Origin of the sequence: Thalassoglobus neptunius (assembly GCF_007859735.1) — a bacterium.
Classification (GTDB): domain Bacteria; phylum Planctomycetota; class Planctomycetia; order Planctomycetales; family Planctomycetaceae; genus Thalassoglobus; species Thalassoglobus neptunius.
In genome coordinates, this window is the sequence record NZ_SIHI01000001.1 from 1164751 (window position 1) to 1190210 (window position 25460).

Annotated in this window: 16 protein-coding genes; 11 read left to right on the plus strand and 5 right to left on the minus strand. The window is 53.4% G+C overall.

Annotated elements, in window-relative coordinates:
* Window positions 1-59 precede the first annotated feature (59 nt).
* From KOR42_RS04720 to sufB, 4 genes are all read left to right on the plus strand, one after another.
* On the plus strand, window positions 60-689 hold the full coding sequence (locus tag KOR42_RS04720; RefSeq protein WP_146507452.1) for a helix-turn-helix transcriptional regulator: 630 nt from the start codon (window positions 60-62) through the stop codon (window positions 687-689).
* A 243-nt stretch (window positions 690-932) separates the two neighbouring features.
* A complete protein-coding gene (locus KOR42_RS04725; RefSeq protein ID WP_146507454.1) occupies window positions 933-1484 on the plus strand; it encodes an NADH-quinone oxidoreductase subunit B in 552 nt (183 codons plus the stop codon).
* Between the two features lie 49 nt (window positions 1485-1533).
* Window positions 1534-2349, plus strand: coding sequence for a Fe-S cluster assembly ATPase SufC (gene sufC, locus KOR42_RS04730; RefSeq protein WP_146507456.1), 816 nt, complete (start codon window positions 1534-1536; stop codon window positions 2347-2349).
* A gap of 148 nt (window positions 2350-2497) precedes the next feature.
* Window positions 2498-3937, plus strand: coding sequence for a Fe-S cluster assembly protein SufB (sufB, locus tag KOR42_RS04735; protein WP_146507458.1), 1440 nt, complete (start codon window positions 2498-2500; stop codon window positions 3935-3937).
* A gap of 158 nt (window positions 3938-4095) precedes the next feature.
* On the opposite strand, the gene KOR42_RS26445 is transcribed toward sufB, so the two are convergent.
* The 4 genes from KOR42_RS26445 to KOR42_RS04760 all read right to left on the minus strand — a co-directional run bounded on the left by KOR42_RS26445 (window position 4096) and on the right by KOR42_RS04760 (window position 10908).
* Entirely contained in the window at window positions 4096-5328 is a 1233-nt protein-coding gene (locus KOR42_RS26445) for a hypothetical protein (RefSeq protein WP_197440867.1), read from the minus strand.
* A gap of 309 nt (window positions 5329-5637) precedes the next feature.
* Complete coding sequence (locus tag KOR42_RS04750) at window positions 5638-6870, minus strand: alpha/beta hydrolase (RefSeq protein WP_146507465.1); 1233 nt, start codon at window positions 6868-6870, stop codon at window positions 5638-5640.
* Between the two features lie 142 nt (window positions 6871-7012).
* Window positions 7013-9706 carry a leucine--tRNA ligase gene (gene leuS / locus KOR42_RS04755; protein ID WP_146507467.1) on the minus strand — a complete coding sequence of 898 codons (2694 nt, stop codon included), beginning with the start codon at window positions 9704-9706 and terminating at the stop codon, window positions 7013-7015.
* 335 nt (window positions 9707-10041) lie between these two features.
* Window positions 10042-10908, minus strand: a complete 867-nt coding sequence (locus KOR42_RS04760) for an alpha/beta hydrolase (protein WP_146507469.1) — start codon at window positions 10906-10908, stop codon at window positions 10042-10044.
* A 303-nt stretch (window positions 10909-11211) separates the two neighbouring features.
* Between KOR42_RS04760 and KOR42_RS04765 the strand changes: the two genes are divergently transcribed.
* The 3 genes from KOR42_RS04765 (at window position 11212) to KOR42_RS04775 (ending at window position 17971) form a co-directional block, all read left to right on the plus strand.
* The gene (locus KOR42_RS04765; protein ID WP_231740651.1) at window positions 11212-14349 is read left to right on the plus strand and encodes a PSD1 and planctomycete cytochrome C domain-containing protein; all 3138 of its coding nucleotides are present in this window, start codon (window positions 11212-11214) and stop codon (window positions 14347-14349) included.
* Window positions 14350-14559: 210 nt separating this feature from the next.
* Complete coding sequence (locus KOR42_RS04770; RefSeq protein WP_146507471.1) at window positions 14560-15813, plus strand: PQQ-binding-like beta-propeller repeat protein; 1254 nt, start codon at window positions 14560-14562, stop codon at window positions 15811-15813.
* A 232-nt stretch (window positions 15814-16045) separates the two neighbouring features.
* The gene (locus tag KOR42_RS04775; RefSeq protein ID WP_146507473.1) at window positions 16046-17971 is read left to right on the plus strand and encodes a DNA gyrase/topoisomerase IV subunit B; all 1926 of its coding nucleotides are present in this window, start codon (window positions 16046-16048) and stop codon (window positions 17969-17971) included.
* A 232-nt stretch (window positions 17972-18203) separates the two neighbouring features.
* On the opposite strand, the gene KOR42_RS04780 is transcribed toward KOR42_RS04775, so the two are convergent.
* A complete protein-coding gene (locus KOR42_RS04780) occupies window positions 18204-19787 on the minus strand; it encodes an aldehyde dehydrogenase (NADP(+)) (protein ID WP_146507475.1) in 1584 nt (527 codons plus the stop codon).
* 431 nt (window positions 19788-20218) lie between these two features.
* Between KOR42_RS04780 and KOR42_RS04785 the strand changes: the two genes are divergently transcribed.
* From KOR42_RS04785 to KOR42_RS04800, 4 genes are all read left to right on the plus strand, one after another.
* Window positions 20219-22012, plus strand: a complete 1794-nt coding sequence (locus tag KOR42_RS04785) for an aspartate kinase (protein WP_146507477.1) — start codon at window positions 20219-20221, stop codon at window positions 22010-22012.
* Window positions 22013-22133: 121 nt separating this feature from the next.
* A complete protein-coding gene (locus KOR42_RS04790; protein WP_146507479.1) occupies window positions 22134-23438 on the plus strand; it encodes a coproporphyrinogen-III oxidase family protein in 1305 nt (434 codons plus the stop codon).
* On the plus strand, window positions 23435-23959 hold the full coding sequence (tsaE, locus tag KOR42_RS04795; RefSeq protein ID WP_146507481.1) for a tRNA (adenosine(37)-N6)-threonylcarbamoyltransferase complex ATPase subunit type 1 TsaE: 525 nt from the start codon (window positions 23435-23437) through the stop codon (window positions 23957-23959). Before KOR42_RS04790 ends, tsaE begins: the two co-directional genes overlap by 4 nt.
* 61 nt (window positions 23960-24020) lie before the next feature.
* Window positions 24021-25301, plus strand: a complete 1281-nt coding sequence (locus KOR42_RS04800) for a glucuronate isomerase (RefSeq protein WP_146507483.1) — start codon at window positions 24021-24023, stop codon at window positions 25299-25301.
* The last annotated feature ends 159 nt before the right edge of the window (window positions 25302-25460 follow it).

Genomic DNA, 25460 nt, shown 5'->3' on the forward strand with positions numbered 1-25460 from the left:
GTGTGAAATCGCGTATACTTGGGACCTAGGTTCCCGGCTCTTTGACCAATTCCGCAATCATGACACGTGACCAGACAGATCATGAATTTCTGAGCGTGTTGCAGCGACAGTCGCCTGCCACGATTCAGAGTTTGTGTGATTCGATCGGGATCACAGCGACTGCGGTTCGCCAGAAGCTGATGAGGTTTCAGGCTGCGGGTTTGGTTGATCGCGAGTTGTCACGTCAGGAACGCGGTCGGCCGAGCTATGCGTATCACCTGACTGCGGCAGGACTTAAGGAGTTGGGTGACGATCATGCGGAGATCGCTGCCATTCTCTGGAAGCAGATTATGCAGATTTCGGACGAGAATGTCCGGAAGAGCGTCCTGAATGGTGTGAAAGATTCGTTGGTCGAGCGGTTTGGAGCATGTCGGGATGGAAACAGCCTGGCGAGCAGGTTGCAGTTGCTGACCAGTCACTTGACTGAGCAGGGATTCGAAATTGAATTCGCCAGCAACAGTGAGCCGGACGGCTTGCCCATCCTGCGAGAATACAATTGTCCGTATCATGAACTGGCTGAGGAAGATTCGTCGATTTGCGATCTTGAACAGTCAGTCTTTTCAGAGTTGCTGGGAGTTCCGGTCGAGTTGTCGTCCTGTCGATTGGATGGCCATCGATGTTGTGAATTCCAAGTCGGAGAGAGTGGTTAAGCGTGATGAAGTGTTGAGGAAGGGTTCGGTCCAGCAAAGGGTTTGGACCGGCTTGCAACTGACGGGTTATCCGTCGACAATTCCGCCCGCCCTGGAGTTTTTGAGTCACCAGTTTTGAGAGATCAGCCCCGAGAGTTGTGTTCGTCGGAACGACGGGCTAGTAATGAACTTGAGGGCGTTTTGTAATTCTGGTTTTTGACCTGCACCTTATTCAATGCTTCCGATCATTAAGGATACCGTACAATGACATGGATCGAAGGTCGATTCGAAGAGAACGTCATCACGACGAGTCTGGAACAGGCGATGAACTGGGCGAAGCAGTCCAGTGTGTGGCCAATGACGTTCGGATTGGCGTGTTGTGCGATTGAAATGATGGCAACCGGAGCGAGTCGTTACGACATCGACCGTTTCGGAGCGGGAGCGTTTCGGGCGACTCCACGTCAGGCAGACCTGATGATTGTCGCCGGAACAGTGACGCACAAAATGGCCAGCCGTGTGCGTCGCCTCTACGAGCAAATGCCCGATCCCAAATATGTCATCGCCATGGGGGCGTGTACCGTCGGTGGTGGTCCTTACTTCAAGTATGGATACCACGTTGTGAAGGGCGTCGATCTGGTCGTCCCTGTTGATGTTTATGTTCCAGGGTGCCCTCCCCGTCCTGAGGCACTTCTGGAGGGAGTGATGCGAATCCAGGACAAGATTCGAATGAAGAAAATCACCCGAGGTGCAGAAGACTCACTGCCTGTTCCTCACCATTCCGGATACGTCAAAGAGCCGGAAATTGTCCTTGCCTGATTCGTCGACTTGTCGACTTTTGTTTAATTAGATTTGTGATTGCGAAACCATGTCCAGCTTGTTGAAAATCGAAGACCTGCATGTTTCTGTCGGGGAAACCGAAATCCTGAAAGGCGTGAATCTTGAGATCCGCCAGGGAGAGATTCATGCATTGATGGGACCAAACGGGTCCGGAAAAAGCACGCTGGCGTACGCACTCGTGGGACATCCGAAATACGAAATCACCAGCGGTTCAATCTCGATCGACGGGACAGATGTTCTCGACCTCGATCCAGCGGAGCGAGCGCGTCTGGGAATGTTCCTCGCGTTTCAATATCCAGTCACAATTCCCGGCGTGAAGGTTGCAGATTTCCTTCGACATGCCATCAGTAACGTCCGTAACCCCGATCGGAAAGAAGGCGAAGAGCTGATGCCGATGCGGGAATTCCGGACGGAACTCCGTAGCACAATGCAGGAGTTGAACATCGACGCTGAGTTCGCACGGCGATACCTGAACGACGGGTTCTCCGGTGGTGAAAAGAAGCGGATGGAGATTCTCCAGCTGGCCATGTTGAAGCCGAAGTTCGCAATTCTCGACGAAACAGATTCCGGACTCGACAGCGATGCTGTCCGGGTTGTCAGCGAAGGCTTGAGCAAATTGTCCGGACCGCATATGGGGGTCTTGATTATTACTCACCACGAACGGCTTCTGGAGTATAACGTTCCTCAGTTTACACACGTGATGCTTGCGGGGCGAATTGTGGAAACGGGCGATGCCTCGCTCGCTCATGATCTGCATAACAACGGTTACGCAGGTGTTCGCGAGCGGCATCCAGAGGCCGCTGCAGAAGAGGACGCAGCTCAGGAAGAAACGACTTCTGTCTAGTACAGATGTTTCTTTCGAAACCCCTCGCTTCCCGAGCGGATTTTCGGGAACAGTGCAGAGCGACTGGATTCGCGACCCGCGATTTGGGTGATTAGCCCACCTCGTACTTCCTTATCAGCAATCCCGACTTTCAATCGGAGACGGCACCATGGCGACGACAGATACACTTGACTCAGATCTTGGCAACGACGGCAAAGCCGATGTCTCGATCGGGGATTATCAATACGGGTTTCACGATCCGACTGACAAATACGCATTCACCTCTCAGAGAGGTCTCAACGCAAAGATCGTTGCTCAGATCTCTGAGATGAAGAATGAGCCGGGCTGGATGACGGACTTCCGCTTGAAGTCCTACGAAATCTTCGAATCGAAACCGATGCCCACTTGGGGCGGCGATATGTCGGGGATCGACTTTCAGAACATCTTCTACTACGTGCGTGCCAGCGATCGTCAGGAAAAATCCTGGGACGACGTTCCGGAAGACATTCGGAAGACTTATGACCGTCTCGGGATTCCCGAAGCGGAAAAGAAATATCTTTCCGGTGTGAAGGCTCAGTATGAGTCAGAAGTGGTCTACGGATCGCTTCAGGAAGACCTCGAAAAGCAGGGAGTCCTGTTCACAGACACCGACTCCGCACTGCGTGACCATCCGGAAATCTTCCGGCAGTACTTCGGGACAATCATTCCGCCAAGCGACAACAAATTCGCTGCATTGAATAGTGCTGTGTGGTCCGGTGGATCGTTCATCTACGTTCCGCCCGGAGTCAACATTGACTTCCCGCTGCAGGCGTATTTCCGGATCAATACCCAAAATATGGGACAGTTCGAGCGGACCCTGATCATTGTTGATGAGGGTGCCAACGTCCACTACGTCGAAGGGTGTACTGCTCCGACTTACAGTTCCGATTCATTGCACTCAGCTGTCGTTGAAATTGTCGTCAAACGCAAGGGGCGATGTCGTTATACCACCATTCAGAACTGGTCGAATAACGTCTACAACCTTGTGACCAAGCGGGCGATGGCCTACGGCGACGCCCTGATGGAATGGATCGACGGAAACCTCGGCTCCAAGCTGACGATGAAGTATCCGGCGATTTATCTGATGGAGCCCGGAGCTCGTGGCGAAACCCTTTCCATCGCTTTTGCGAGCGAAGGACAGCATCAGGACGCTGGGGCAAAAATGGTCCACTGTGCTCCGCATACTTCGAGTCGAATCATTTCGAAGTCGATTAGTAAAGATGGCGGACGAAGCAGCTACCGCGGACTCGCGAAGGTGGAAAAAGGGGCGACTGACTGTAAGAGCAATGTCGTCTGTGACGCTTTGATTTTGGATTCCGAAAGCCGAAGCGACACGTATCCTTACATCGAAGTTGAGGAAGATGACGTCGCGATGGAGCACGAAGCCTCAGTTTCGAAGATTGCCGAAGAGCAGCTTCTGTATCTGATGAGCCGAGGGCTGACCGAAGCAGAAGCTTCCGCGATGATCGTGACAGGTTTCATTGAGCCGCTTGTGAAAGAGTTGCCGATGGAATATGCCGTCGAGATGAACCGTCTGATTGAATTGCAGATGGAAGGAAGTGTCGGGTAAGTCAGTTTTCGATTGACCCGATGCAATCGTTCGAGGCCCATTCGCACTGACCTCTGAACACAAACAATCAAACACGGCAAGCACTTCAGATGAGGTGCTTGCCGTGTTTTTTTATCGTTCGAACTTTCCTCTGTGGTGAAGAGTTTGAGCCGAACGCTTTATTGTCGGGAGGCGACGGTTTTGCCTGTTGCTGGTGCAACGACAACAGCGATTTCGTCCGCGACAGTTTGGTCGGCTGTCAGAATCTGAATGACACCGTTGACAGGTTCCGAAATTTGAATCGAAGGCAGAACAGCGGTTGTCTGCTCTGTGGTCCAGTTTTCAACATTGGCTTGCAGCTTCATTCCGCCGATGACAAGCAGAACGGTTCCTTGTTGTGCTCCGATTTGACCGTCGATGGAAATTGCTTGTCCAGGATTGACGACGACTGAGTCAGGTGTCGTCGCTGGAGCACTTGCATCTGGAGCTGTCGGAGAACTGGCGGCATACCGAACGCCAAGGGTATTCAACACATCACCGGTTGGGCTCATCACAACGAGCTCAGCTTGGACCGGCTCAGTGACTGGGAGTGTTGGGAGTTGTGCTGTGGCGATTGCGTCTTCCCAGCGAGTGACTTGAGTCCCGAGCGACATTCCTCCGATTCGAAGAACGATCGAGCCCGGAGTCGCTCCAAAGCCGGCTCCTTCAAGTGCAATCTCCTGGCCTGAGTAAACGTCAGTCAATTCCACGAGTGGCGAAGCAGGTACTGCTGGTTGGCCGGGGCTTGGGTGGCATTGGCAGGGAGTTGCGCAATGGCAATCGTGGTCGCATCCGCAAGGTTTCTTTTCGACACAAACCGTTTCAACGGGGCGGATAGTGCAGACCGGATGGTGTGGCTCGCAAGGTCGAATAACGCATACGGGGTTCGGAGGTGGGCAAGGGCGAATCACACATTTTGGAGGTCCGACGACTGGAGGGGGTGTAATGCAAGCGGGTGGCGGGATGATATGTGGCGGCGGGTTGATATGTGGTGGAGGAGTGATGCAGACCGGCGGAGGAATGATCCGCGGTGGAGGGGTAATGCAAATTGGTGGAGGAATGATTCTCGGCGGTGGCCCGATTGTGACTGGTGGTGGAATAATTCTTGGCGGCGGAGTGATGCACTTTGGAGGTTCAATGTGGGGTGGTCCGAATTTCGGCGGATCGATTGGCTGATGCTTCGGCGGATGTCCTGTCCACTTGGGAGGATTGTGTTGCGTGCCGAATTTGACCTTCGAGAAGAAGTTGTTGGAGCTTTTCGATTTAGAATTGGACAGCTGATTGAACAGCTTCTTTGCGTCGAAAGACTGAGCGTAGCCTTCGCTGGCGGTGACGGCAGTGATCAATGTTGCGGTGAGGACGAGAGTTTTCATAGCCTGTTTCCCTGCTGAGTGTTCTGTGTCTCTTGTGTGACGACACTCAGAGACTAGGCAGGTCCCGTGCCATACGGTTTTATCAGCAGTTTTTGCCATTTCGTCGCGAACTGCGCCATCGGTTCGACTCCTCGTGAATCGACATGACAACAAGTGGCTTCAGCGCGTGATGACACACCGCTGATTCAGCTTGAATGCATGGCTGCAAACACATGGGTGCCGGAATTCGGTCGCTCTATCGCTGCGACGGGAGAACTTGCGCCCGGTTTTCGCCTTCGAGAGATATGGCGAGGCAGCTGCCGAAGCGGGTTAAGGGGTCTGTTCGTTTCTCGCCAGGATGAAGTCGACCCATTGTGGAAGCTTCTCGACGAAATCCGGTGGGAACCGGTGTTCGGACATTCCCGGATACTCAATGGCTTCAACTCGTGCGCCCAGCCGCTCAAGGTCCTGAGCGTAGAACCGGGTGATTGCGATGTTCCCCAACAGTTCCTGAGCTCCGCACGTGACCATGTAACCCTGCTGAGTGTGTTTCGCCTGAGGAGAAACGGAAAGCGTGGCGGGATCGTTGTTGCCTCCGGGAGACATGATGAGAGCACCGGAGAATTCATCCGGATGTCTGGCTGCGATTTCAGCAGCGACCATGGCTCCCTGTGAAAATCCAAACAGGACAAGCTGACCGGGAGCAGCTTTCAGCTTCTGGCTGACTTTCTCCAGCGCCTTGCGAATCCTGGCTTCGTCGAGTTGCGGGTCTTCAGCCCAGACGAAGCTGCTCGGGCCAAGCGGAATGGGTCCACTGATGCCGAGGATGGCGATTTGCATTTCATCTGAGAGTTGCTGATAGCCGGTGTTGACGAAGTTTTTGGCGCGTCCCCCCATCCCGTGCAGTCCGATCAGAATGGGAATCGGTTCAGTAGGCTGATAGTTCGACGGGAGGATCAATGAATATTCAGTGAGACCGCTGCTCTTCCAGTATTCTCCGTACTGTGACAGGTATCGCTGAACCTTGTTCCAGCGTGGGTCGTTTCGAACGAGGGCCAGATCCGGATCCTGATTCGTCCATTCCGCATCGACGCCTTCCTTCTCTGCTGCCTCCAGTAGCCAATAGAAACTTGCTTCGACGTTTCCAGCGAGGGAGTAGTAGCAGGCGAGATTGTAGGCCCCTTCGGACTCTTCGCTTTGAGCATGTGACCAATACTGCAGTTGAACAGCGTCGACGTAATTTCCGTCAGCGGCGTTTTGCCGCGCGCCTGCTGCGAGCAAGTCACTTTCAAGCGTCGACAGATCGAGTTCACCGAACTGATTTGAAGGAGGTGTCGGTTCGGCAATGACAAAGGGGCGAATGGGGCGTGTGGCCGGCACTTCCGGTTTTGCCACGACCGTTTGATCCTGCTGCGACGAGGCAATTGGGGTTCCGATCAGCTGATCGCTTGACGTTTGAGCTCGTTCACAACCCAACAAACACAACATCAAGCTGAGCAGCCCCCAAGTCAAAACTTGAGACAGGAGGGGCTTCGCTGTTGTCGTTGTTGGTCGATGCATCATTCGTCGATCCTACACCATGCTGCGATTCATGGCCATAAACGGTCGTACTCTCCTGTACGGTTTGTCTCCGTAATTCGTTAAGGCTGCAAAAATATTGCGGGAGGAATCACAAGTTTTTGCGACGCCTCCCGCTACGAACCGGCTATCCTTTGACAACAAAGTTGACCATTCGTTTTGGGACACAGATGATTTTCACGATCTGCTTCCCTTCGAGTTGCTTCTGAACAAGTTCATTGGTTTCGGCTGACTTCTGCATCGCTGCCTGATCAGCTACAGCGGGGATGCGAATCTTCGCTTTGACTTTTCCGTTGACCTGAACCGGGATTTCGATTTCAGCTTCCGCAATTTTCGATTCGTCGAAGGATGGCCAGGGAGCGTATGTGAGCGACTCGGAATGTCCGAGAAGCTGCCACAATTCTTCTGAGATGTGAGGAGCAAACGGTGCCAGCAAAAGGACGAGCGACTGAATCGCTTCTTTCGGGCGCACTTCCTGTCCGGTGAAGAAGTTGGTGAACTCCATCATCTTGCTGATCGCGGTATTGAAGCTGAGCTTTTCGATGTCTTCAGTGACACCTTTGATGGTCTTGTGCAGGACTCTCTCCTGCTCTTCGTTCATCGCGACGTCTTGAACGGCCGGGCTCAGTTTGACGTCATCGGATTGCTCATCAGTGACCAATCGCCAGACACGTCCGAGGAATCGGTAGACTCCTTCGACGCCTTTCATGCTCCACGGTTTCACCTGTTCCAGTGGCCCCATGAACATCTCGTACAGTCTCAGCGAGTCGGCTCCGTATTCGCAGACAACATCGTCGGGGTTGATGACGTTGCCTTTCGACTTGGACATCTTCTCGTTGTTTTCCCCGAGGATCATTCCCTGATTCACGAGCTTCTGGAAAGGCTCGACCGACGAAACGTATCCGCGATCGAAAAGGACTTTGTGCCAGAAGCGGGAGTAGAGAAGGTGCAGGACGGCATGCTCGGCTCCACCGATATAGAGGTCGACGGGCAGCCAGTATTTTTCGAGTTCCGGATCGATGAAGCTCGAGTTGTTTTTGTTGTCAGCGAAACGGAGGTAATACCAGCAGCTACCGGCCCATTGCGGCATGCTGTTGGTTTCGCGTTTGAGTCGTGTTCCATCTTCCGCGACCGAATAGAGCCACTCATCGGGAGCCCAGCTGAGAGGAGGGTCCGGAGTTCCTTTCGGTTTGAAGTCGTCCATGTCCGGCAGAGTGACAGGCAATTCGCTTTCGTCGACCGTGCGGATGTTTCCGGTCGGAGTGCCTTCTTCGTCGAGTTCGTGCCAGATGGGAAACGGCTCGCCCCAGTAACGTTGTCGGGAGAAGAGCCAGTCGCGCAATCGATAGTTGGTCGCCTGTTTTCCGAGACCGGCAGCTTGCAGGTCTTGTGTGATCTTCTCTTTGAACTGTTGTGTTGGAGTTCCGTTGTAGTCGCCGGAATTGATGGCGGTGCCTTGACCAGTGAAGCCGATGTTCTCGACGTCGTCGCTGCCGGAATCGACAACTTCAATGACCGGAAGGTCGAACGTCTGAGCGAATTCGAGATCGCGTTCGTCGTGGGCGGGGACCGCCATGATGGCCCCGGTTCCGTAGCTGATGAGAACGTAGTCAGCGATCCAGATCGGGGTTTTCTCGCCATTGACCGGATTGATCGCGTAGGCCCCGGTGAAGACTCCGGTCTTTTCTTTGGCGAGATCTGTGCGGTCGAGATCGCTCTTCAATGCGGAACGTCGTCGATACTCTTCGACTTCGGAACGCTTGTCGTCGGTGACAATCGTGTCCACGAGTTGATGTTCGGGAGCGATGACCATATAGGTTGCTCCGAAGAGTGTGTCCGGACGGGTTGTGTAGACCCGCAACACATTGCCTTCGGGAGTTTGTGGGAGACCGGAATTCTTTCGCGCGGATTTCCAATCATCAAATGTCGCGGACGATGCCGATTCGGAATTCGAAGGGAGTTCAACGAAGAAGTCGACCTCTGCGCCAACGCTTTTCCCGATCCAGTTCCGCTGCAGAATCTTGATCGATTCGGACCAGTCGAGGTCCTCCAAATCATCAATCAGACGCTCTGCGTACGCGGTGATGCGTAGCATCCATTGTCGAAGGGCTCGACGTTCGACGGGATGTCCGCCGCGATCACTCAGACCTTCGGCGGTGACTTCTTCATTCGCGAGGACGGTTCCGAGTGCGGGACACCAGTTGACCGGAGCGTTGCTTTGATAGGCGAGGCGATGCTGGTCCTGGTAATCACGAACCGACTGTTCGCCTTTCTCGGAAACATCTTCCGGGATGGGCAGTTCTGAAATCGGTCGACCACGGCCGGTGCGTTTGGTTCCGTTCTGGTCTGTCCAGGTCATCTCCGGATCGTACCAGGTATCGTAAAGCTGAAGGAAAATCCACTGCGTCCAGCGGTAGTAGTCTTCGTCCGTGGTGGAGATCTCTCGGCTCCAGTCGTAGCTGAAACCCAGCATCTTCAACTGGCGACGAAAGTTGTCGATGTTCTCGTACGTTGTGACTCGTGGATGTGTCCCGGTGTTGATGGCGTGCTGTTCTGCAGGGAGGCCAAACGCGTCCCATCCCATCGGATGCAGAACGTGCTTGCCCTTCATCCGATTGAAGCGGCAAACGATGTCTGTGGCGGTGTAGCCTTCCGGGTGTCCAACATGCAGCCCCGATCCAGAGGGATACGGGAACATGTCGAGCACATACATTTTCCCCTGACTGGCGTCATTCGGTTCATTTGAGGTCACGAACGTTTCGTGTTCATCCCAGTAGGTTTGCCATTTGGATTCAATGTGCCGAGGTTCGTAGCGAGACATATCTTCAGTCGAGTTGGTGCTGTGTGCGTGTGCAGAAAACCGGTAGTGTAGAGCGCAAGAGTGATCCGGTCACCAGTCACAGACAACGTTCTCTGGAACTGAGTTCCTTAGCAAATGCTGGTTTGAGAGAAATTGACGCATTCGAACACATTCGGCGAGGCAGTTCTCGCGGAAGTGGAGCCCGTGTGTTCCGTGAGAGCGTCGTTCCGAGGTGCGTTCGGGGCATCGTTTCGAGCAAGCTTGCTGATTTTGGCCCAAGCAGGTGCGTCGAAATGTGCAAGTGCGTCGAGATGCGGAAGCAGGCAGTGAATTCGGTTTCGAGAGCGAAAACAGCTTCAGGCAGCGAGTGAGCGGGGGAAGCGTTTTAGAGTCCAATCGATGACATGGTTGAAGATTTCACGCCATCGGGGATCGTTGTGCGGCTCGTGAATGAATTCATCGAGCGGGACGAATCTCCCGGAAGGGACTGACTGGCAGAATTCGTAAGTTGCTTCACATGAGGTAATTGCGTCGGATGTTCCATGGAAGGCGAGGACCGGGACCGGGAACTGTGCGGCGTTTCTGAGAGCCCATTCGCCGGCAAGATGGCACTCAATGGCTGTCTTCATTGTGATCCGATTGTGCCTCAGCTCATCGTTTCTCAGCTTCTCCAGAATCTCTTCCGATCGAGTCAGTTCCTGGCTTCGAATGCTTGTCGGGACGCTGAATTCTGGCCAGACGAGTGAAACTCCGTGGATCAGATTCGTTTTCAACGCAGACGGAGGAGTCGCAAGGCGGAACCATGGAGCTGAGAGAATCGCTCCGGTGATTTGATCTTCGAGTTCGCCTGGCATCTTTCGAAGACACCAGTTCGCGACAACTCCGCCCCCCATGCTGTGACCGAAAAGTGTGATCAGGCGGTACGGGTCATCCTGAAGGATGTGGTCAATGACGAGAGAAACATCATTCAGGTAGTCGTTGTAAGTGGAGATATGGCCGCGAGTTCCGGTCGAGACTCCATGGCCTCGCTGGTCGAAACGGACAACGCTGAGACCGACCGAGTTCAGCAACTCGACAATGTGTCCGTAGCAGCCGCTGTGTTCTCCGAGGCCGTGGACGAGAAGAACGGTTCCCTGGCCGTACGGAACCTGATGGTCGACGACGTGCAAAGCGTGTCCGTCTTCTGTCGTCAATTCGGTTTCAACGGTTCGGGTGAGAGACATCCTTCTCCTTTCAGCAATCGAACACGACGAACTTCCGACTGAGAGACTCTACCAGAAATTGTCCCCAAATAGACCGTTTTCATGGTCTGCAGGCACTCATGTGATGGTTGTCGATATCAACCATCATCATCAATCAACGTTTCGAGCCATCCTATAAAGGATCGGCAGATTGAGTTGGAACTTCGTATCAAATGTCGTAAATTTGAGGTGCGAATACCGATGTCCTTCCCGATTTTGTGCGAAGATGTCTCGCTTCGTACATCACATTTCCCCAATCGAATCATCCCCTGGGGCACCCCGCCGATGATCAGACCCTTTTTCTACGGAATTGCTGCCTGTCTCATGGTTGGCAGCTACGGCATCGCCGATCCCGGTACAGTGAAGCCTGTCGACTTCGATCGGGAGATTCAGCCGATTCTCCAGGCTCGCTGCGCGAGTTGTCATGGATCGGAAGCGAGAGAAGGAGGGCTTCGATTTTTGGGACGGGACGACCTGTTTCTTCGGAACGATTCAGGTGAGCCAGCAATTGTGGCTGGGGAGCCATCAGCAAGTGAATTGATTCGCCGGATTGAGGCTGACGAATTTGAACGAATGCCTCCCGAAGGTCCCCCTTTGAATGAGGAACAAATCACGCTGCTGAAGCGATGGATTCAAGAAGGTGTTTCGTGGCCTCAGTCGCAAAAAGCTCCAAAGCATTGGGCGTATGTTGCCCCCGTCAGACCTGACGTTCCGCAGGTTGAAAGTGGTCGAGTTGCCAATCCCATTGATGCGTTTGTGCTGTCGACGCTTGAAGAGTCGGAGACCGGGTTGCATCAGTCTTCACCCGCATCGCCAGCGACACGATTGCGGCGGGTCTATCTTGATCTGATCGGGCTCCCTCCCGAGATGCACGTGCTGGAAGCCTTCGAAGCGAATCCATCGGAGGACCATTACCGCGAGATTGTCGATCAGCTTCTGGCTTCTCCTCACTATGGGGAAAAGTGGGCTCGGCAGTGGCTCGATCTGGCACGTTATGCAGACTCAAACGGTTTTCAGGCGGACCAGTTTCGGGAGATCTGGCCGTATCGCGATTGGGTTATCGATGCTTTCAACAATGATATGCCTTTCGATGAATTTTCCATCGCGCAGCTTGCTGGGGATCTTCTGCCTGAGCCCAGTCTCGATGACAAAATCGCGACGGGATTTCATCGTTGCACGACCTGCAATGTCGAAGCGGGAGTCGATCCGGAAGAGAATCGGACGAATCAAATTATCGACCGTGTGAACACAACCGGAACGGTCTGGCTGGGGACGACTCTGGAATGTGCTCAGTGCCACAATCATAAGTATGATCCGTTTTCGCAGGAGGAGTACTACGAACTCTTCGCATTCTTTAACAACACTCCTCTTGAAGTCGTGCAGCCCGGTGGCTCGGGCGTTCAGTTCGAAGTGTCGGGTCCCAAGATGGACCTTCCGCTGACCGAACTTCAACAGGAGGAACGGGATGAACTTAAAGCGGAATTGAAGCAGGTGAAGCGTCGCATCTCGCGCCGCGAAACAGTTCTCGCTGAAGAGCAAGAAAGTTGGGAAGACGAATTGCGTGCGAGCCTCGCATCTGTTGCGGAATGGCATGTGTTGGAGCCGATCACGTTTGAATCGGAAAAAGGTTCTGAGTTCCGCATTCTCCCGGATTCTTCAATCCTTCTGACTGGCAAAGCACCGGACAAAGATACTTACACTGTGACGTTCTCAACGAATCTCAAGGACATCACCGGATTCAAAATCGAAGCATTGACCGACGACTCATTGCCCGGAAAGGGACCGGGACGCGGCGACGAAAAACGGCCCAACTTTGTCGCGCATGAACTGAAAATTTCTGTCACTTCAGAGGGCGAAGTGGATCGGGATTTGAAGCTGCATACACCTCAAGCAAGTTTCTCTCAGAAGAATTATGATGTTGCCGGGCTGATCGATGGAGACCTGAAGACCGGCTGGGCGATCAACCCGAAATTCGGTGAGCCGCATTGGGCGAGTTTTCTGATCAAAGAAGCGATCAATAAGACGGGTCAAGAGGCTGGCTCAAAGGCTGGGAAGGATTCTTCGTCGAAGCCGGTCACGATTCGGTTTGAGCTGTCGCAACAGTTCGGGGGGGCGCGAACGGTCGGTCGCTTGCGAGTTCAGGCTCTCACTGGAGATCCCGAGGCAGCGACGATTCCGTCAGACATTCGGGAAGCATTGCTTGCTGAGAAGGAACGGACTGAGGAACAGGGTGTTGCTCTGGCGAAATTTCATGCGTCGCAAGATCAGGGGATGAAGAGGCTCGTCAATCAGCGGAAAGAAATTCAGTCGAAGATTGACGCCATCACTCCGCTGACGACATTGGTGATGGTTGAGATGGACGATGGTCGGGAAACGAACATTTTCCAGCGGGGGAATTTCCTTTCTCCGGGAGTGACAGTGGAAGCAGCTGTGCCTGGCGTTCTTCATCCGCTCTCTTCTGCTGTTGGTGAGACGGAACAACGTGATCGTCTCGCATTTGCGAAATGGCTTGTCTCTGAGGAGAATCCGCTCGTGGCCCGCGTGGCTGTCAATCGCTGGTGGTCGGAATTCTTCGGGCATGGGATCGTGGAGACCCTTGAAGATTTCGGAACCCAAGGAGATCGGCCGACTCATCCGGAGTTGCTGGATTGGCTCGCGGTCGAACTCATGGAGAGCAACTGGTCGATGAAGCAGATTAATCGCACGATTGTGCTCTCGGAAACTTATCAACAGGATTCGCGAATCGAGAGTGCTGATCGCGAGCTTGACTCATTGAATCGCCTCTATGCTCGCGGGCCGAGGTTCCGTTTGAGTGCGGAAACAATCCGCGATCAGGCATTGGCGATCAGCGGGCTTTTGTGTCGTGATGTCGGCGGCCCCCCTGTTTATCCGCCGCAACCTGAGAACATCTGGCGGCACGTGGGACGCAATGCTCCGAAATGGGAGACCGACACCGATGGCGATCGATTTCGGCGAGGGCTGTATGTTGTCTGGCGGAGAAGTGCCCCGTACCCGAGTTTCGTCAACTTCGATGCTCCCGATCGGGCTTCGTGCGTTGTCAAACGTTCTCGAACCAACACTCCTCTGCAAGCATTGACGCTGCTCAACGATCCTGCCTATGTCGAGATGGCTCACGGGCTCGCGAACCGGTTGCTTGTTGAGTGTTCGGATGGAGGAACAGACGAACTGGTCGAGTTCGGATTCCGGCTGGTGACCTCTCGACAGCCCAACAGCCACGAAGCGGCCTTTCTCATTGCGTTTCTGGAATCTGAGGAACAACGATTCACTGACGATCCCGTGGCTGCCAAACAAGTGGTCCCTGAAAGCGTTCGCCAGACTGACGTTCCGATTGCGAAACAGGCAGCCTGTTTCGAACTGGCGAGTGTTCTTTTGAATCTCGACGAATCGATTACGAAGAACTGATGCGTTTCCGGGCCGGATTGGGAATCGATTGACGCCGGCTGATCTCTCGCTATGTTGCAGACGGTCAGATTGAGATGAGTGGAGTGCGAAATGCTCGCGTCATTCTGATCTCTGGTTTGCGGCGATTGACACCAGCAATCGCCGCATTCATCAAAAGAAACGAGTTCTTGCAAGTGCTGAGAAGCCATGAAAATGGTTGAGGGACATTTTATGAGAATCCCATTTTCGGTTGGTGTCGTCGTTCTTGCCCTTATCGTGCTTCCGGTGCGTGGAGAGGACTGGAATGAATTTCGTGGGCCGACAGGACAGGGAGAAGTGAGTGGGGTGAGCCTGCCAGTCGAATGGAACGATTCCGAGAGCGATTCGGAAAACATTCTCTGGAAGCAGCAGTTGGATGGGCTCGCCTGGTCTTCTCCGATCGTCGTCGACGGGAAGATTTTCATGACGTGTGCTTCTGAAGAGAGTGAAGATTCTTTGTCGCTTCAACTGATTGCTCTGGATGCGGAGACGGGAGACGAGTTTTGGCGACGTGAGCTTTGGACTCATTCTGATGATGTGCAGGTTCACAAAAAGAATTCGCACGCGAGCCCGACCCCGATTTGTGATGGGGAACATCTCTACGCTCATTTCGGTCCACAGGGGACTGCTTGTGTGACTCTTGATGGAGAGATCGTCTGGAAGCAAAAGCTGGAATACAAACCGGTTCATGGAAACGGCGGTTCTCCGGCGCTGGCAGAGGGTGTGCTGGTGATTTGCTGTGATGGAGGCGATCGGCAGTTTGTGGTTGGTCTCGATCGAGCAAGCGGCGACATTCGCTGGCGGACGGAACGGGAGACGGATCCCAAGAAAGGCTTCTCGTTTTCCACTCCGCTCGTGATCGAAGTGAATGGTCAGCAGCAAGCTGTCTGTCCGGGAAGTGATGCGGTTTTCGTCTATGACCCTCAAACAGGTGAAGAGATTTGGCGCGTCGATTATCCGGGCGGGTATTCGGTAACGCCAAGGCCGGTTTACGGGAACGGATTGGTTTATGTCTGTACCGGATTCAACAAACCGCAGCTGCTGGCGATTGATCCGACGGGGACTGGAAATGTGACAGAGACGCATCTGCGATGGAGTGCCGATCGAGCGATTCCTCATTCTCCATCTCCGGTCTTTTTTGAAGACTCTGTATATGTTGTCTCGGACAAGGGAATTGCGACGTGCTTCGATGCTGAGTCGGGAGAAGTTGTCTGGCAAGAACGCCTCGGCGGGAACTTCTCAGCCTCGCCAATTGTGTCGGACCGCAAGCTTTACTTTCAGGATGAAACTGGGACCGGAATCGTTTTGAAAGCGAGTCGGGAGTTCGAAGAGTTGTCCCGGAACAACATTGGAAGCGGTGAACGGACGTTTGCTTCCTATGCTGTGGACGGAGACTCAATTCTTCTTCGCAGCGAGTCGCATCTGTATCGGATCGGTCGAAATTGACCCGGCGTCGCGACGATGCTCGGCTTCTCTTTGAAGAGCATCGATCTCATTCTCAAGATCGTTCAGAGTTCGGATCGTTCTTTCAATCAATCGGTTCAAAGAGTAAGTTTACGAAACGTTTGAACAGGTGGTTGAGTCACAGCTGGAAAACGGCACAATTCCCACCTGAATCGAGAATGAATCAACTTCACTTTCACTTTCACTTTTTACTTCAGCGAAACAGTTTCCACTTATGTCGACATCTGTGAAATCCAACTCCGACTACATGGCGGACGACATTGAAGTCCTGGAAGGGCTCGAACACGTTCGCAAACGTCCCTCAATGTATATCGGAGGTGTGGATGCTCGCGGTCTGCATCACCTTGTCTGGGAAATCGTCGACAACTGTGTCGATGAGTATCTGGCCGGGGAATGTGATCAGGTCAAAGTGACGCTTCACAAAGATGGTTGCTCAATCAGTGTTGAGGACAACGGGCGCGGGATTCCGGTCGACAAGCACAAGAAGACGGGGAAATCTGCTCTCGAAGTCATTCTGACGACTCTCTATGCGGGCGGAAAATTCTCAGACAAAAACTATGTTCGCAGCGGGGGACTTCACGGAATTGGTTCGTCGGCGGTGAACGCACTTTCGGAAGAGATGGTGGCAACGGTCCATCGTGGAGGCCACGAGTGGAGACAATCTTATCAGCGGGGAAGACCTGACGGACCGGTCAAGAAGATCAAGCCATTCCGGGGACACGGGACGATTATCTTCTTCCGGCCGGACGATCAAATCTTCCGGCGTGTGCAGTTTCATGCAGATACCATTCGGCAACACCTCGAAGACATTTCCTACATTCACGGTGGTTTGAAAATCACTTTCGTCGACGAGACGAAGGGGGAACGATTCGAGCTGCACCACCCGGAAGGAATCGCCGCTTTCCTGCAAAAGCTGATCAAAGATGAGAAGCGAAAAGCCGTTCATGAAGTTCCCTTCAAAGCTGATAAGGACGAAGGAGCGATTCGTGTTGAGATGGTCCTGCAGTGGACCGAATCGACCGATGAGCAGATTCGAAGCTATGTGAACGGAATCCGAACTCGCGGTGGGGGAACGCATGAATCCGGATTTCGAACCGGCCTTGCGAAAGCTGTCAAGAATTACATGGACGTTCACGGGATCAAGCCGAAGGGGCTGAACATCAATCCCGATGATATTCGTGAGGGCGTGATTGGAATTGTTTCCGTCTTTCACAACGATCCAATGTTTCAGGGACAGACGAAAGACCGGTTGAATAACCCGGAAATGAATTCCCTCGTCGATGGAATTGTTCGCCCTTCTGTTGAAACGTGGCTCAATAACAATCCTTCGATTGCAGATGCTGTGATCGGTCGAATCATTCTCGCTGCTCGCGCGCGACAGGCGAGTCGCGATGCGATTAAGGAAATCAAGCGGAAGGGGCCCGGGGCAAAGCGGAGCAACTTGCCTGGCAAACTTTTGGACTGTCGATCGACCGATCCCGAGGTGTGTGAACTGTTCATCGTGGAAGGACAGTCCGCGGGTGGAACAGCTGCCAGCGGCCGAAATTCCGCGACTCAAGCTGTGTTGCCGCTCCGGGGAAAGGTGCTGAACACCGAATCGCTGGAACTGAACAAGATCATTAAGAATCAGGAAATCAGTGATCTTGTCGAAACGCTGGGAACCGGGATCGGGCCGCACTTCGATCCTCACAAGCTTCGATACAATCGAATCATTCTTTTGATGGATGCCGATAGCGACGGATATCACATCAGTACGTTGCTGCTGACGTTCTTCTTCCGGCATATGCGCGATCTGATTCAACTCGGTCGACTTTATCTTGCACAGCCTCCGCTCTACAAAATCGAGTTCGGGAAAGAGCGGCTTTATGCTCGTGATGACAGCGACAAGGAAGAAATCCTGTCGTCAATTCCGTCCAATCGCACGATTGACGTTCAGCGGTTCAAAGGGCTGGGAGAGATGAATGCAAGTCAGTTGAAAGAGACGACTCTCGATCCCGATTCGCGGACGCTCTTGCGGGTCGACATCGACAGTGCGGTCGAAGCCGATCAGACCTTCGCACAGCTTCTCGGGAAAGATGCCAGCGAACGCTATCGGATTATCATGGACGAAGCAGCCGAAGTCGACGACATCGATGTCTAAGAGCACGTTGCTCTTTCCTGTGCACTCGCTTGCGCTGTTTCATCAGATAAAACGCTGAGTTTGCTCGTGCGCGTGAGTGCAAACCAAATTGGGAAATGCTCGAAGAGCGACTCGGTCCAATTGTCGTTGGCGGGTTAAGACTCGCATCGGAGGTGCTGGATTTCAGGTGAGAAATTGTTGCCTGAAATCCAGCGATCGTTCCGAAAAGCCAATGACTATTGAACTCCCATGACTACTGGCCGAGTGAACGGTCGGTCCATTCTCCATCGACGAAACGTGACAGCCCGTCGATTGTGTTTTCGTCCCGGAGTTCGGGAGGAAGGCGATGAGGGCGGACGTTGTCGTAGCATTCGAGCATGGCGAATCGCCGCAGTGAAGCAGGAATTCCGACGGCTGTGAAACCGGGATGACCGGTCGCTGGATACGGACCACCATGATTCATCGCAGGGCTGACAGCGACACCGGTTGGCATTTTGTCGTTGAGCAGTCGGCCGACATATCGACGAAGTTCACCAGCGAGTTGATCGTAGAGGGCATCGTCGGCGCCATTTGTTTCCGAATAGATGCAGCCGGTCAGATTGCCTTCCAGTTGTTCCGCGACAGCGATCATTTCGTCATCCGAATCGCAGACGACCAGCAAAGAGCTGTTTCCGAAGGCTTCTTCCTGATGGCCGTTCGGATCGTTGAGGAATTGTTTTCCTGTTGAACGAAGGAGCGTGTTCGCGAAACAGCAGCGTGACTCATCGACCGGTTTGTTTCCGGTAACGATGTGAGCGCCGGTGCGTTGAATCGCGACGATTCCGGCTCGTAGGCTTTGCTCGACGCCCTCTCCGAGGAGTGTGCCGGCGGGGGCTTCTTCGAATTTCTTTGCAACAGCGGAAATGAATTGTTCCGCGTGATCACCGGCTCGAAGCACGACGAGTCCCGGATTTGTGCAGAACTGTCCGGTCCCCATGAGGCAGCTTCCGACGAACTCTTCGACAAGGTCATCGAGCCGTTCGCTCAGTGCGTTCGGCAGTATGAAGACGGGGTTGATGCTCGAGAGTTCGAGATAGATGGGGTTTCCGCCTTTGTCTGCTGCTTCTTTCAGGAACAGTCCGGCGTGTCGCGCGCCGGTGTATCCGGTGGCTCCCAGTCGCTTGTCGGCGACGAGTCGTGCTCCGTCCTCGTGAGAAGTTCGGTAGATGAGTTGAACGAAGCCTTTGGGCATCTTCGTCGTTTCGGCAGCATGTGCAGCGGATTCAGCGAGAAGCTGAGTTGTGCGCGGGTGTGCGGAATGTCCTTTGGCGATCACAGGATTTCCGGAAGCGACAGCAGCGGCAAAATCTCCGCCAGCGATACTGTTGAATGCGAGTGGGAAATTGTTGGGGCCGAAGACAGCGACTGGTCCAATCGGGCCAAGCATGGAACGGATGTTCGTCTTGGTGTCGATTGTCGGCAACGTCCAAGAGCGATTTCGTGCCGCTTGTGCTGCCTGGCGAAGTTGGTCGATTGTGCGAACCATTTCTCCGTCTTTCAGCCGAGGCGAGACGGGAAGCGCGGTTTCTTCATTCGCAGCGGCGACGATGTCGTCGATGCGGGTTTCGATTTCGGCGGCATAGGCTTCGAGGAAATCGGCAAAGCGTTCCGGTGCGAAGTCGCGCACCTCTTTAAAGGCAGTGTGCGCCGCTTCGAGGACCTCATCGATTTCCTCCCAGGGGCTGACCGGAAATTCACCCGAAAGGACTTCTCGATTGGCCGGATTGATGCGCGTAAACGTTTTGGACCCGGTTGATGGACGCCATTCTCCGTTGATATGAACTGGTTGAACGCTCATGAAGTTCGCTTTCGTTTTGGTTGTCAATGCCTTGAATCTTAAGACTAATCATCGAAGAGTCGAGTTTCGAGTCAGTGCTGACGGCGTATTCATCGAGGGAAACGGAACGAAGTTGAGGGATTTGTCCGGATGGACACTTCTTTGATTCTGAAATCAACGTCCGTGAATGTGAGGTGCTGGAGCAAGTTGCTCTTGCCTGTGCACTCGATTGTGCTGTTTTATTATGTGAGAGGCTGTGTTTGCTCGTGCGAGAGAGTGCAAACGAAATCTGAAGATGATCTCGTTGCCGGGTTTTCGGGATTCTCGGAGGAATGCAGAACGATTCTGAGGAATTCTCACGGAACAATGGTCGACCGAACTCCTTCGGCTTTGATACGCTTCCGAATTCCACAGATTGTTGTTCCCACTCCCAGAGATTCCGAGGCGTTTCCGTGTCGATCATTGTTCAGAAGTTCGGAGGAACCAGCGTTGCCAATGCGGATAAAATCCGCGCTGCCGCAGAACGAGCTGTTGCGGCTCATCGCAATGGACATCAAGTGGTGATGGTGGTCTCCGCTCGCGGTAAGAAAACGGATGAACTGGTCCAACTGGCTGCCGAGTTCAGCGAAACTCCTGCAGCGAGAGAAATGGACATGCTGTTGTCGACCGGAGAACAGGAATCCGTCGCGTTGATGTCGATGGCGATCCATTCCATGGGGGAGAAGGCGGTCAGTCTGACGGGTGGTCAGATCGGAATTATCACCGACTCGACATTTTCGAAAGCACGGATTCAGTCGATCTCAACGGATCGGATTCGTCGTCATCTCGATGCTGGGGAAATTGTTGTTGCGTGCGGATTTCAGGGGATCGATCCCCTGTCGAACATTACGACGCTCGGACGCGGGGGAAGTGATACGACAGCGACCGCCCTTGCTGCAGCGCTTCAGGCGGATGAATGTCAGATTTATACCGATGTAGAGGGAGTGTTCACGACTGATCCGCGTGCGATGGACGAAGCACGGAAGGTTGAACAGCTTTCGTATGATGAAATGCTCGAGCTTGCGAGCCTCGGTGCGGGGGTGATGCATTCTCGTTCGATCGAGTTTGCCAAGAAATTTCGCGTTCCGCTGCGCGTGAGGCCGTCGTTCAATGACGGAATGGGAACACTGATCGCCACTGCGGGTGAAGACCGAACGGTGACGGGACTGGCGCTTGCGAAGAACGAGGCGCGAGTCACTCTCGATGATCTGCCTGATGAACCGGGAGTGATGAGCTCGATCTTTTCGTGTCTTTCCGACCGCAAGATTCCGATCGACATGGTCGTTCAGAACGTGGCGTCGAATGGAAAGGCTGAGGTCACGTTCACTGTTCCTGAAGGCGATCTCGCCGAGACGCTGACAGCTGCCAATACAGCGATTGAACGAATCGGAGCCGGAACGATTCGCAGCGGGACGAATGTCGCGAAGGTTTCGGTCGTTGGAAGTGGAATGCAGTTTCACTCCGGTGTCGCAGCACAGCTGTTTCAAATTCTCGCTGCACAGAACATCAACCTTGAGATGATCACGACGAGCGAGATTAAAGTTTCTGTGCTCGTCGCCCGCGATCAGTGTCAGGAAGCTTTGCAGGCTGTGCATCGCGGTTTCAAAATGGAAGCCGGTGAGACTCATATGCCTGTTGTTGGTACGAAAGTGGCTCGCACGGCGGAGCAGTTGTCAGCAAACGAAGACGAGTTGCTCTCGCGAATTGTGGGGCGACTTTCCAGCATGGAAGATATCGTCGTCAGTGAGATTACGCTGGACGAATCGCAAGCCCGAATCACTGTCCATCACCTGCCGGATGTCCCGGGAACCTGTGGGAAGCTGTTCCATGCGGTCGCTGACGGGAATGTGATGGTTGATATGATTGTCCAAAACATCAGTAATAGCGGTTACGCAGAAGTTTCGTTCACCGTTCCACGCAGTGAAGTGGCGAAGTGTCTTGAGCTTGTCGATCAAGTGCGAGCTGACTGGGAACAGTCGTCCGTGACTCATGAAGCGGAAATTGCGAAGCTAAGCGTGTCGGGAATTGGGCTGCGGACTCACACGGGTGTGGGAGACAAGATGTTCCGGGCGTTGTCCGAGGCCGGAATCAATATTCAAATGATTAACACCAGTGAAATTCGCATGAGCGTGGTTGTCGACGCAAATCAGGGACAACCGGGATTGCGGGCACTTCAGGAGGTGTTTGGGTTGGATGACGAACGTTGATTGCTGCGAAGTCGGGATTTCGACTCGAAGTCGACGATCGCTCGTCATATACTGAAGCAGCCACATCGAATGAACGCATTTGCAGCGCGATTCATCAGACCGCGATCGTACGGGATATAGCATGAGCAGCGAGACGACGACTGAAGTGGGTAGTTACTTTGTCTCGAACTATCCTCCTTTTTCCCAATGGAAGAAGGAAAATCGGCATCAGTTTCTGGATGTTCTTGAGAAAGAGCCGGATCGATCCGTTCCGATGGGAATGTATCTTCATATTCCTTTCTGCCGGAAGCGGTGCAAGTTCTGTTACTTTCGAGTTTCTACGCAACAGAACGCCGAGACGATCAAAAACTACGTCGATACTCTCGATAAGGAAGTTCGTCTTCTTCGAGACAAGCCCGCAATCAAGGATCGCGTGTTGAAGTTCGTCTACTTTGGTGGGGGAACTCCTTCTTATCTGAGTGCCAAGCAACTCCTGATGTTGCGTGAACGGCTCAGCGAATCTGTTTCGTGGGACAACGCGGAAGAGGTGACGTTCGAGTGTGAACCGGGAACACTGAGCCTCGAAAAAGTGCAAACTCTCAAAGAGATCGGAGTGACGCGCGTTTCACTGGGGGTTGAGAACTTTAACGATGCCATTCTCGAAGAGAACGGGCGGGCTCACCTTTCTCCGGAAATTCTGCGGGCGTATGACTGGCTTCAACAGGTCGGTTTTCCGCAGGTCAACATCGACTTGATTGCGGGGATGGTCGGAGAGACTGACGAAAACTGGCACAAGTGCGTCGAAAAGGCACTTGAGATGGAGCCGGACAATCTGACGATCTATCAGATGGAATTGCCATTCAATACCGTCTATTCGAAAGAAATCCTCGAACAGGGTGCGGCGTCTCCCGTTGCGGACTGGCCGACCAAACGTCGCTGGGCGAGCGAGGCGATTGATCGATTCCTCTCCGCCGGGTATCAGCTTTCGAGCGGAAACGAGCTTGTGAAGAGCCTCGATACCGACCGGTTTGTTTATCGCGACAATCTCTTCCGGGGAAGCGATATCGTGGCGGTGGGTGTGTCGAGCTTTGGGCACTTGCAGGGAGTGCATTACCAGAACAAGGACGAGCTGAACGATTACATCACGACTGTTCAGGATGGGGAATTCCCCGTCAACCGGGCGATGACTCCGACGTCTCATCAAAAATTGATTCGTGAGTGGATCTTGCAGATGAAGGAAGGCCGCGTTGCCGTTGAGCCGTTCCGAGCCAAGTTTGGTGTAGACCCGCTTACCGAGTTTGCAGAACCGCTTTCGAATCAGCAGGTCGCTGGGTATTTGACTGTTGAAGATGATCAGGTTCGCTTGACACGGAAAGGTCTGCTGCAAGTCGACAGCCTACTGACGGAATACTTCGAGGAACAACATCGCGAAGTTCGCTACACATGATCGGAAATCGTGATCAGGATCGACCGGCTCGGGAGGTCCGAGTTGTTTCAAGTGACAGTCTGGAGCAAACTCAAGAGTTTGGTCGTCTGTTCGCGACGGTGTTGCGACAAGGAATGGTCGTCGCGCTGATCGGTGATCTGGGAGCGGGGAAAACTCATCTCGTTCAGTCGATTGCCGAAGCCTTCGGGGTGAATCGTGAGGACGTGAGCAGCCCGACGTTCGTCCTGATTCAGGAGTACGACACGACGATTCCGATTTGTCACATTGATGCTTATCGTCTCGGGGATGTTGATGAGTTTCTGCAATTAGGGGCTGATGAACTTCTGGGAGGGGATTATCTCTGTCTGATCGAATGGGCGGATCGGGTGGAAGAGGCTTTGCCGCGAGATCAGATTCGAGTTGAAATCGTCCCCACAACGGAGACCGGACGACAAATTCGGATCACTGCTTCGCCCTCACTTTTGGACGAGCTCGAACAGAAGCTTGGCGGTTCGTCCATTTCTGTCGTCAAGGACGGTTGAAGTCCGTCCGATCGTTGGCGACACTGACAGCGACTCGATTCTTTGTGGAAAGTTGCATTTCATGACGACTGCTCTTGAGAAGACACTCTTTGACGAACTCGAACAGCTGGTTCTGATCGACCCACATACGCACATCAATCCGCTGTCTGCTCCTTCGGAGACGCTGGCGGATATTCTCGGGTATCACTACTACACAGAGCTTGCTCATTCGGCGGGGCTTGAGAAATCTCAAATCGAAGAAGAAGGGCTCGACCCCAAGACGAAGGTCGGCCGACTCATCGAGAAGCTGGCTGATCTGGACAATACGATTCAGGTGTCGTGGCTTCTGGAAATCTGTCGGGAGTTCTTCGACTTTCAGGACGATCGAATCACGACCGACAACTGGGAAGCACTCTACGACACTGCTCAGCAGAAGTTTGCCCAGGAAGGTTGGGAACAGCACGTTCTGCAGCACAGCAAGTTGGAGAAAGTTTTTCTGACGAATGACTTCGACGATCCGCTCGAAGGCTTCGACACGAATGTCTATATCCCCTGTTTGCGAACGGACGATCTTGTCTTTCACTTCTTGAAGAAGTCGGTTCGGAACCGACTCAATGAAGCTTCGGGAATTGAAGTGGGCGATGCGACGACTTTCCGCGAAGCGATTGGAAAGCTTTTCAGCAAGTTTGTCGAAAAGAACGTCAAAGCGTGTGCGATTTCGATTCCGCCAAGTTTCTCTCCGGCGAAGGTCGATGCGGGGGCGGCGGCAGCTGTCATTAAACGGACGATCCGCGGCCAGCGATTGACGAGTGCCGAGCAGGAAATGCTTTCCTCATTCGTCTTCTGGACCATCGCGGAGCACTGCCAGGAGCATAAACTTCCGTTCGATTTGATGATCGGGGTCAACCGTCGAGTTTATGAGAGTGGCGTCTATCAGGGGCAGGATCTGTTCGATAAACGCGTTTCTCTCATTCAGTATCAACAACTGTTCAACGCATTTCCCGATGTCACGTTTCCGATTTCCGTGCTGGGGAGCACAAGCAATCAGGAACTCGTCAGCTACGCGTGGATTTTTCCAAACGTGGTGACGAACGGACACTGGTGGTACTCGAATATTCCGACGTATATTGAACTTGATACGCGAAGTCGGCTGGAAGCAGTCCCTCGCAATAAGCAAGTCGGATATTACAGCGACATGTACAAGTTGGAATTCGCATTGCCGAAATTCCGGATGTATCGTCAGACGTTGGCGCGCGTTCTGGCGAGCGATTTTGTTGAGAAACGTGGTTGGTCAGAAGAGCAGGCGCTCAGTCTGGGCAAGCAAGTGTTGCGTGGAAATGTTGAGTCGATCTTCAAGGTCTAAGAGATGCTCTGGGTGAGCAGAACTGGATTTGCAGAAGGCTCGTCCGTCGTCATCAATTGTGACCTCTGTCTCGAGCATTCTCGGGCTGGTTTGCACGAACTCGCGCGAGCAAACACAGCCAACGCTGAGTGAAACCATTCAGGCGAGTACACAGCAAAG

Excerpts from the sequence above, each read along its gene's own strand:
- sufB (WP_146507458.1), top strand. The coding sequence starts at position 2,498 with ATGGCGACGACAGATACACTTGACTCAGATCTTGGCAACGACGGCAAA.
- KOR42_RS04725 (WP_146507454.1), top strand. The coding sequence starts at position 933 with ATGACATGGATCGAAGGTCGATTCGAAGAGAACGTCATCACGACGAGT.
- sufC (WP_146507456.1), top strand. The coding sequence starts at position 1,534 with ATGTCCAGCTTGTTGAAAATCGAAGACCTGCATGTTTCTGTCGGGGAA.
- KOR42_RS04750 (WP_146507465.1), bottom strand. The coding sequence starts at position 6,870 with ATGATGCATCGACCAACAACGACAACAGCGAAGCCCCTCCTGTCTCAA.
- KOR42_RS26445 (WP_197440867.1), bottom strand. The coding sequence starts at position 5,328 with ATGAAAACTCTCGTCCTCACCGCAACATTGATCACTGCCGTCACCGCC.
- KOR42_RS04780 (WP_146507475.1), bottom strand. The coding sequence starts at position 19,787 with ATGAGCGTTCAACCAGTTCATATCAACGGAGAATGGCGTCCATCAACC.
- KOR42_RS04800 (WP_146507483.1), top strand. The coding sequence starts at position 24,021 with ATGACGACTGCTCTTGAGAAGACACTCTTTGACGAACTCGAACAGCTG.
- KOR42_RS04760 (WP_146507469.1), bottom strand. The coding sequence starts at position 10,908 with ATGTCTCTCACCCGAACCGTTGAAACCGAATTGACGACAGAAGACGGA.
- KOR42_RS04720 (WP_146507452.1), top strand. The coding sequence starts at position 60 with ATGACACGTGACCAGACAGATCATGAATTTCTGAGCGTGTTGCAGCGA.
- leuS (WP_146507467.1), bottom strand. The coding sequence starts at position 9,706 with ATGTCTCGCTACGAACCTCGGCACATTGAATCCAAATGGCAAACCTAC.
- KOR42_RS04775 (WP_146507473.1), top strand. The coding sequence starts at position 16,046 with ATGTCGACATCTGTGAAATCCAACTCCGACTACATGGCGGACGACATT.
- KOR42_RS04770 (WP_146507471.1), top strand. The coding sequence starts at position 14,560 with ATGAGAATCCCATTTTCGGTTGGTGTCGTCGTTCTTGCCCTTATCGTG.
- KOR42_RS04790 (WP_146507479.1), top strand. The coding sequence starts at position 22,134 with ATGAGCAGCGAGACGACGACTGAAGTGGGTAGTTACTTTGTCTCGAAC.
- tsaE (WP_146507481.1), top strand. The coding sequence starts at position 23,435 with ATGATCGGAAATCGTGATCAGGATCGACCGGCTCGGGAGGTCCGAGTT.
- KOR42_RS04765 (WP_231740651.1), top strand. The coding sequence starts at position 11,212 with ATGATCAGACCCTTTTTCTACGGAATTGCTGCCTGTCTCATGGTTGGC.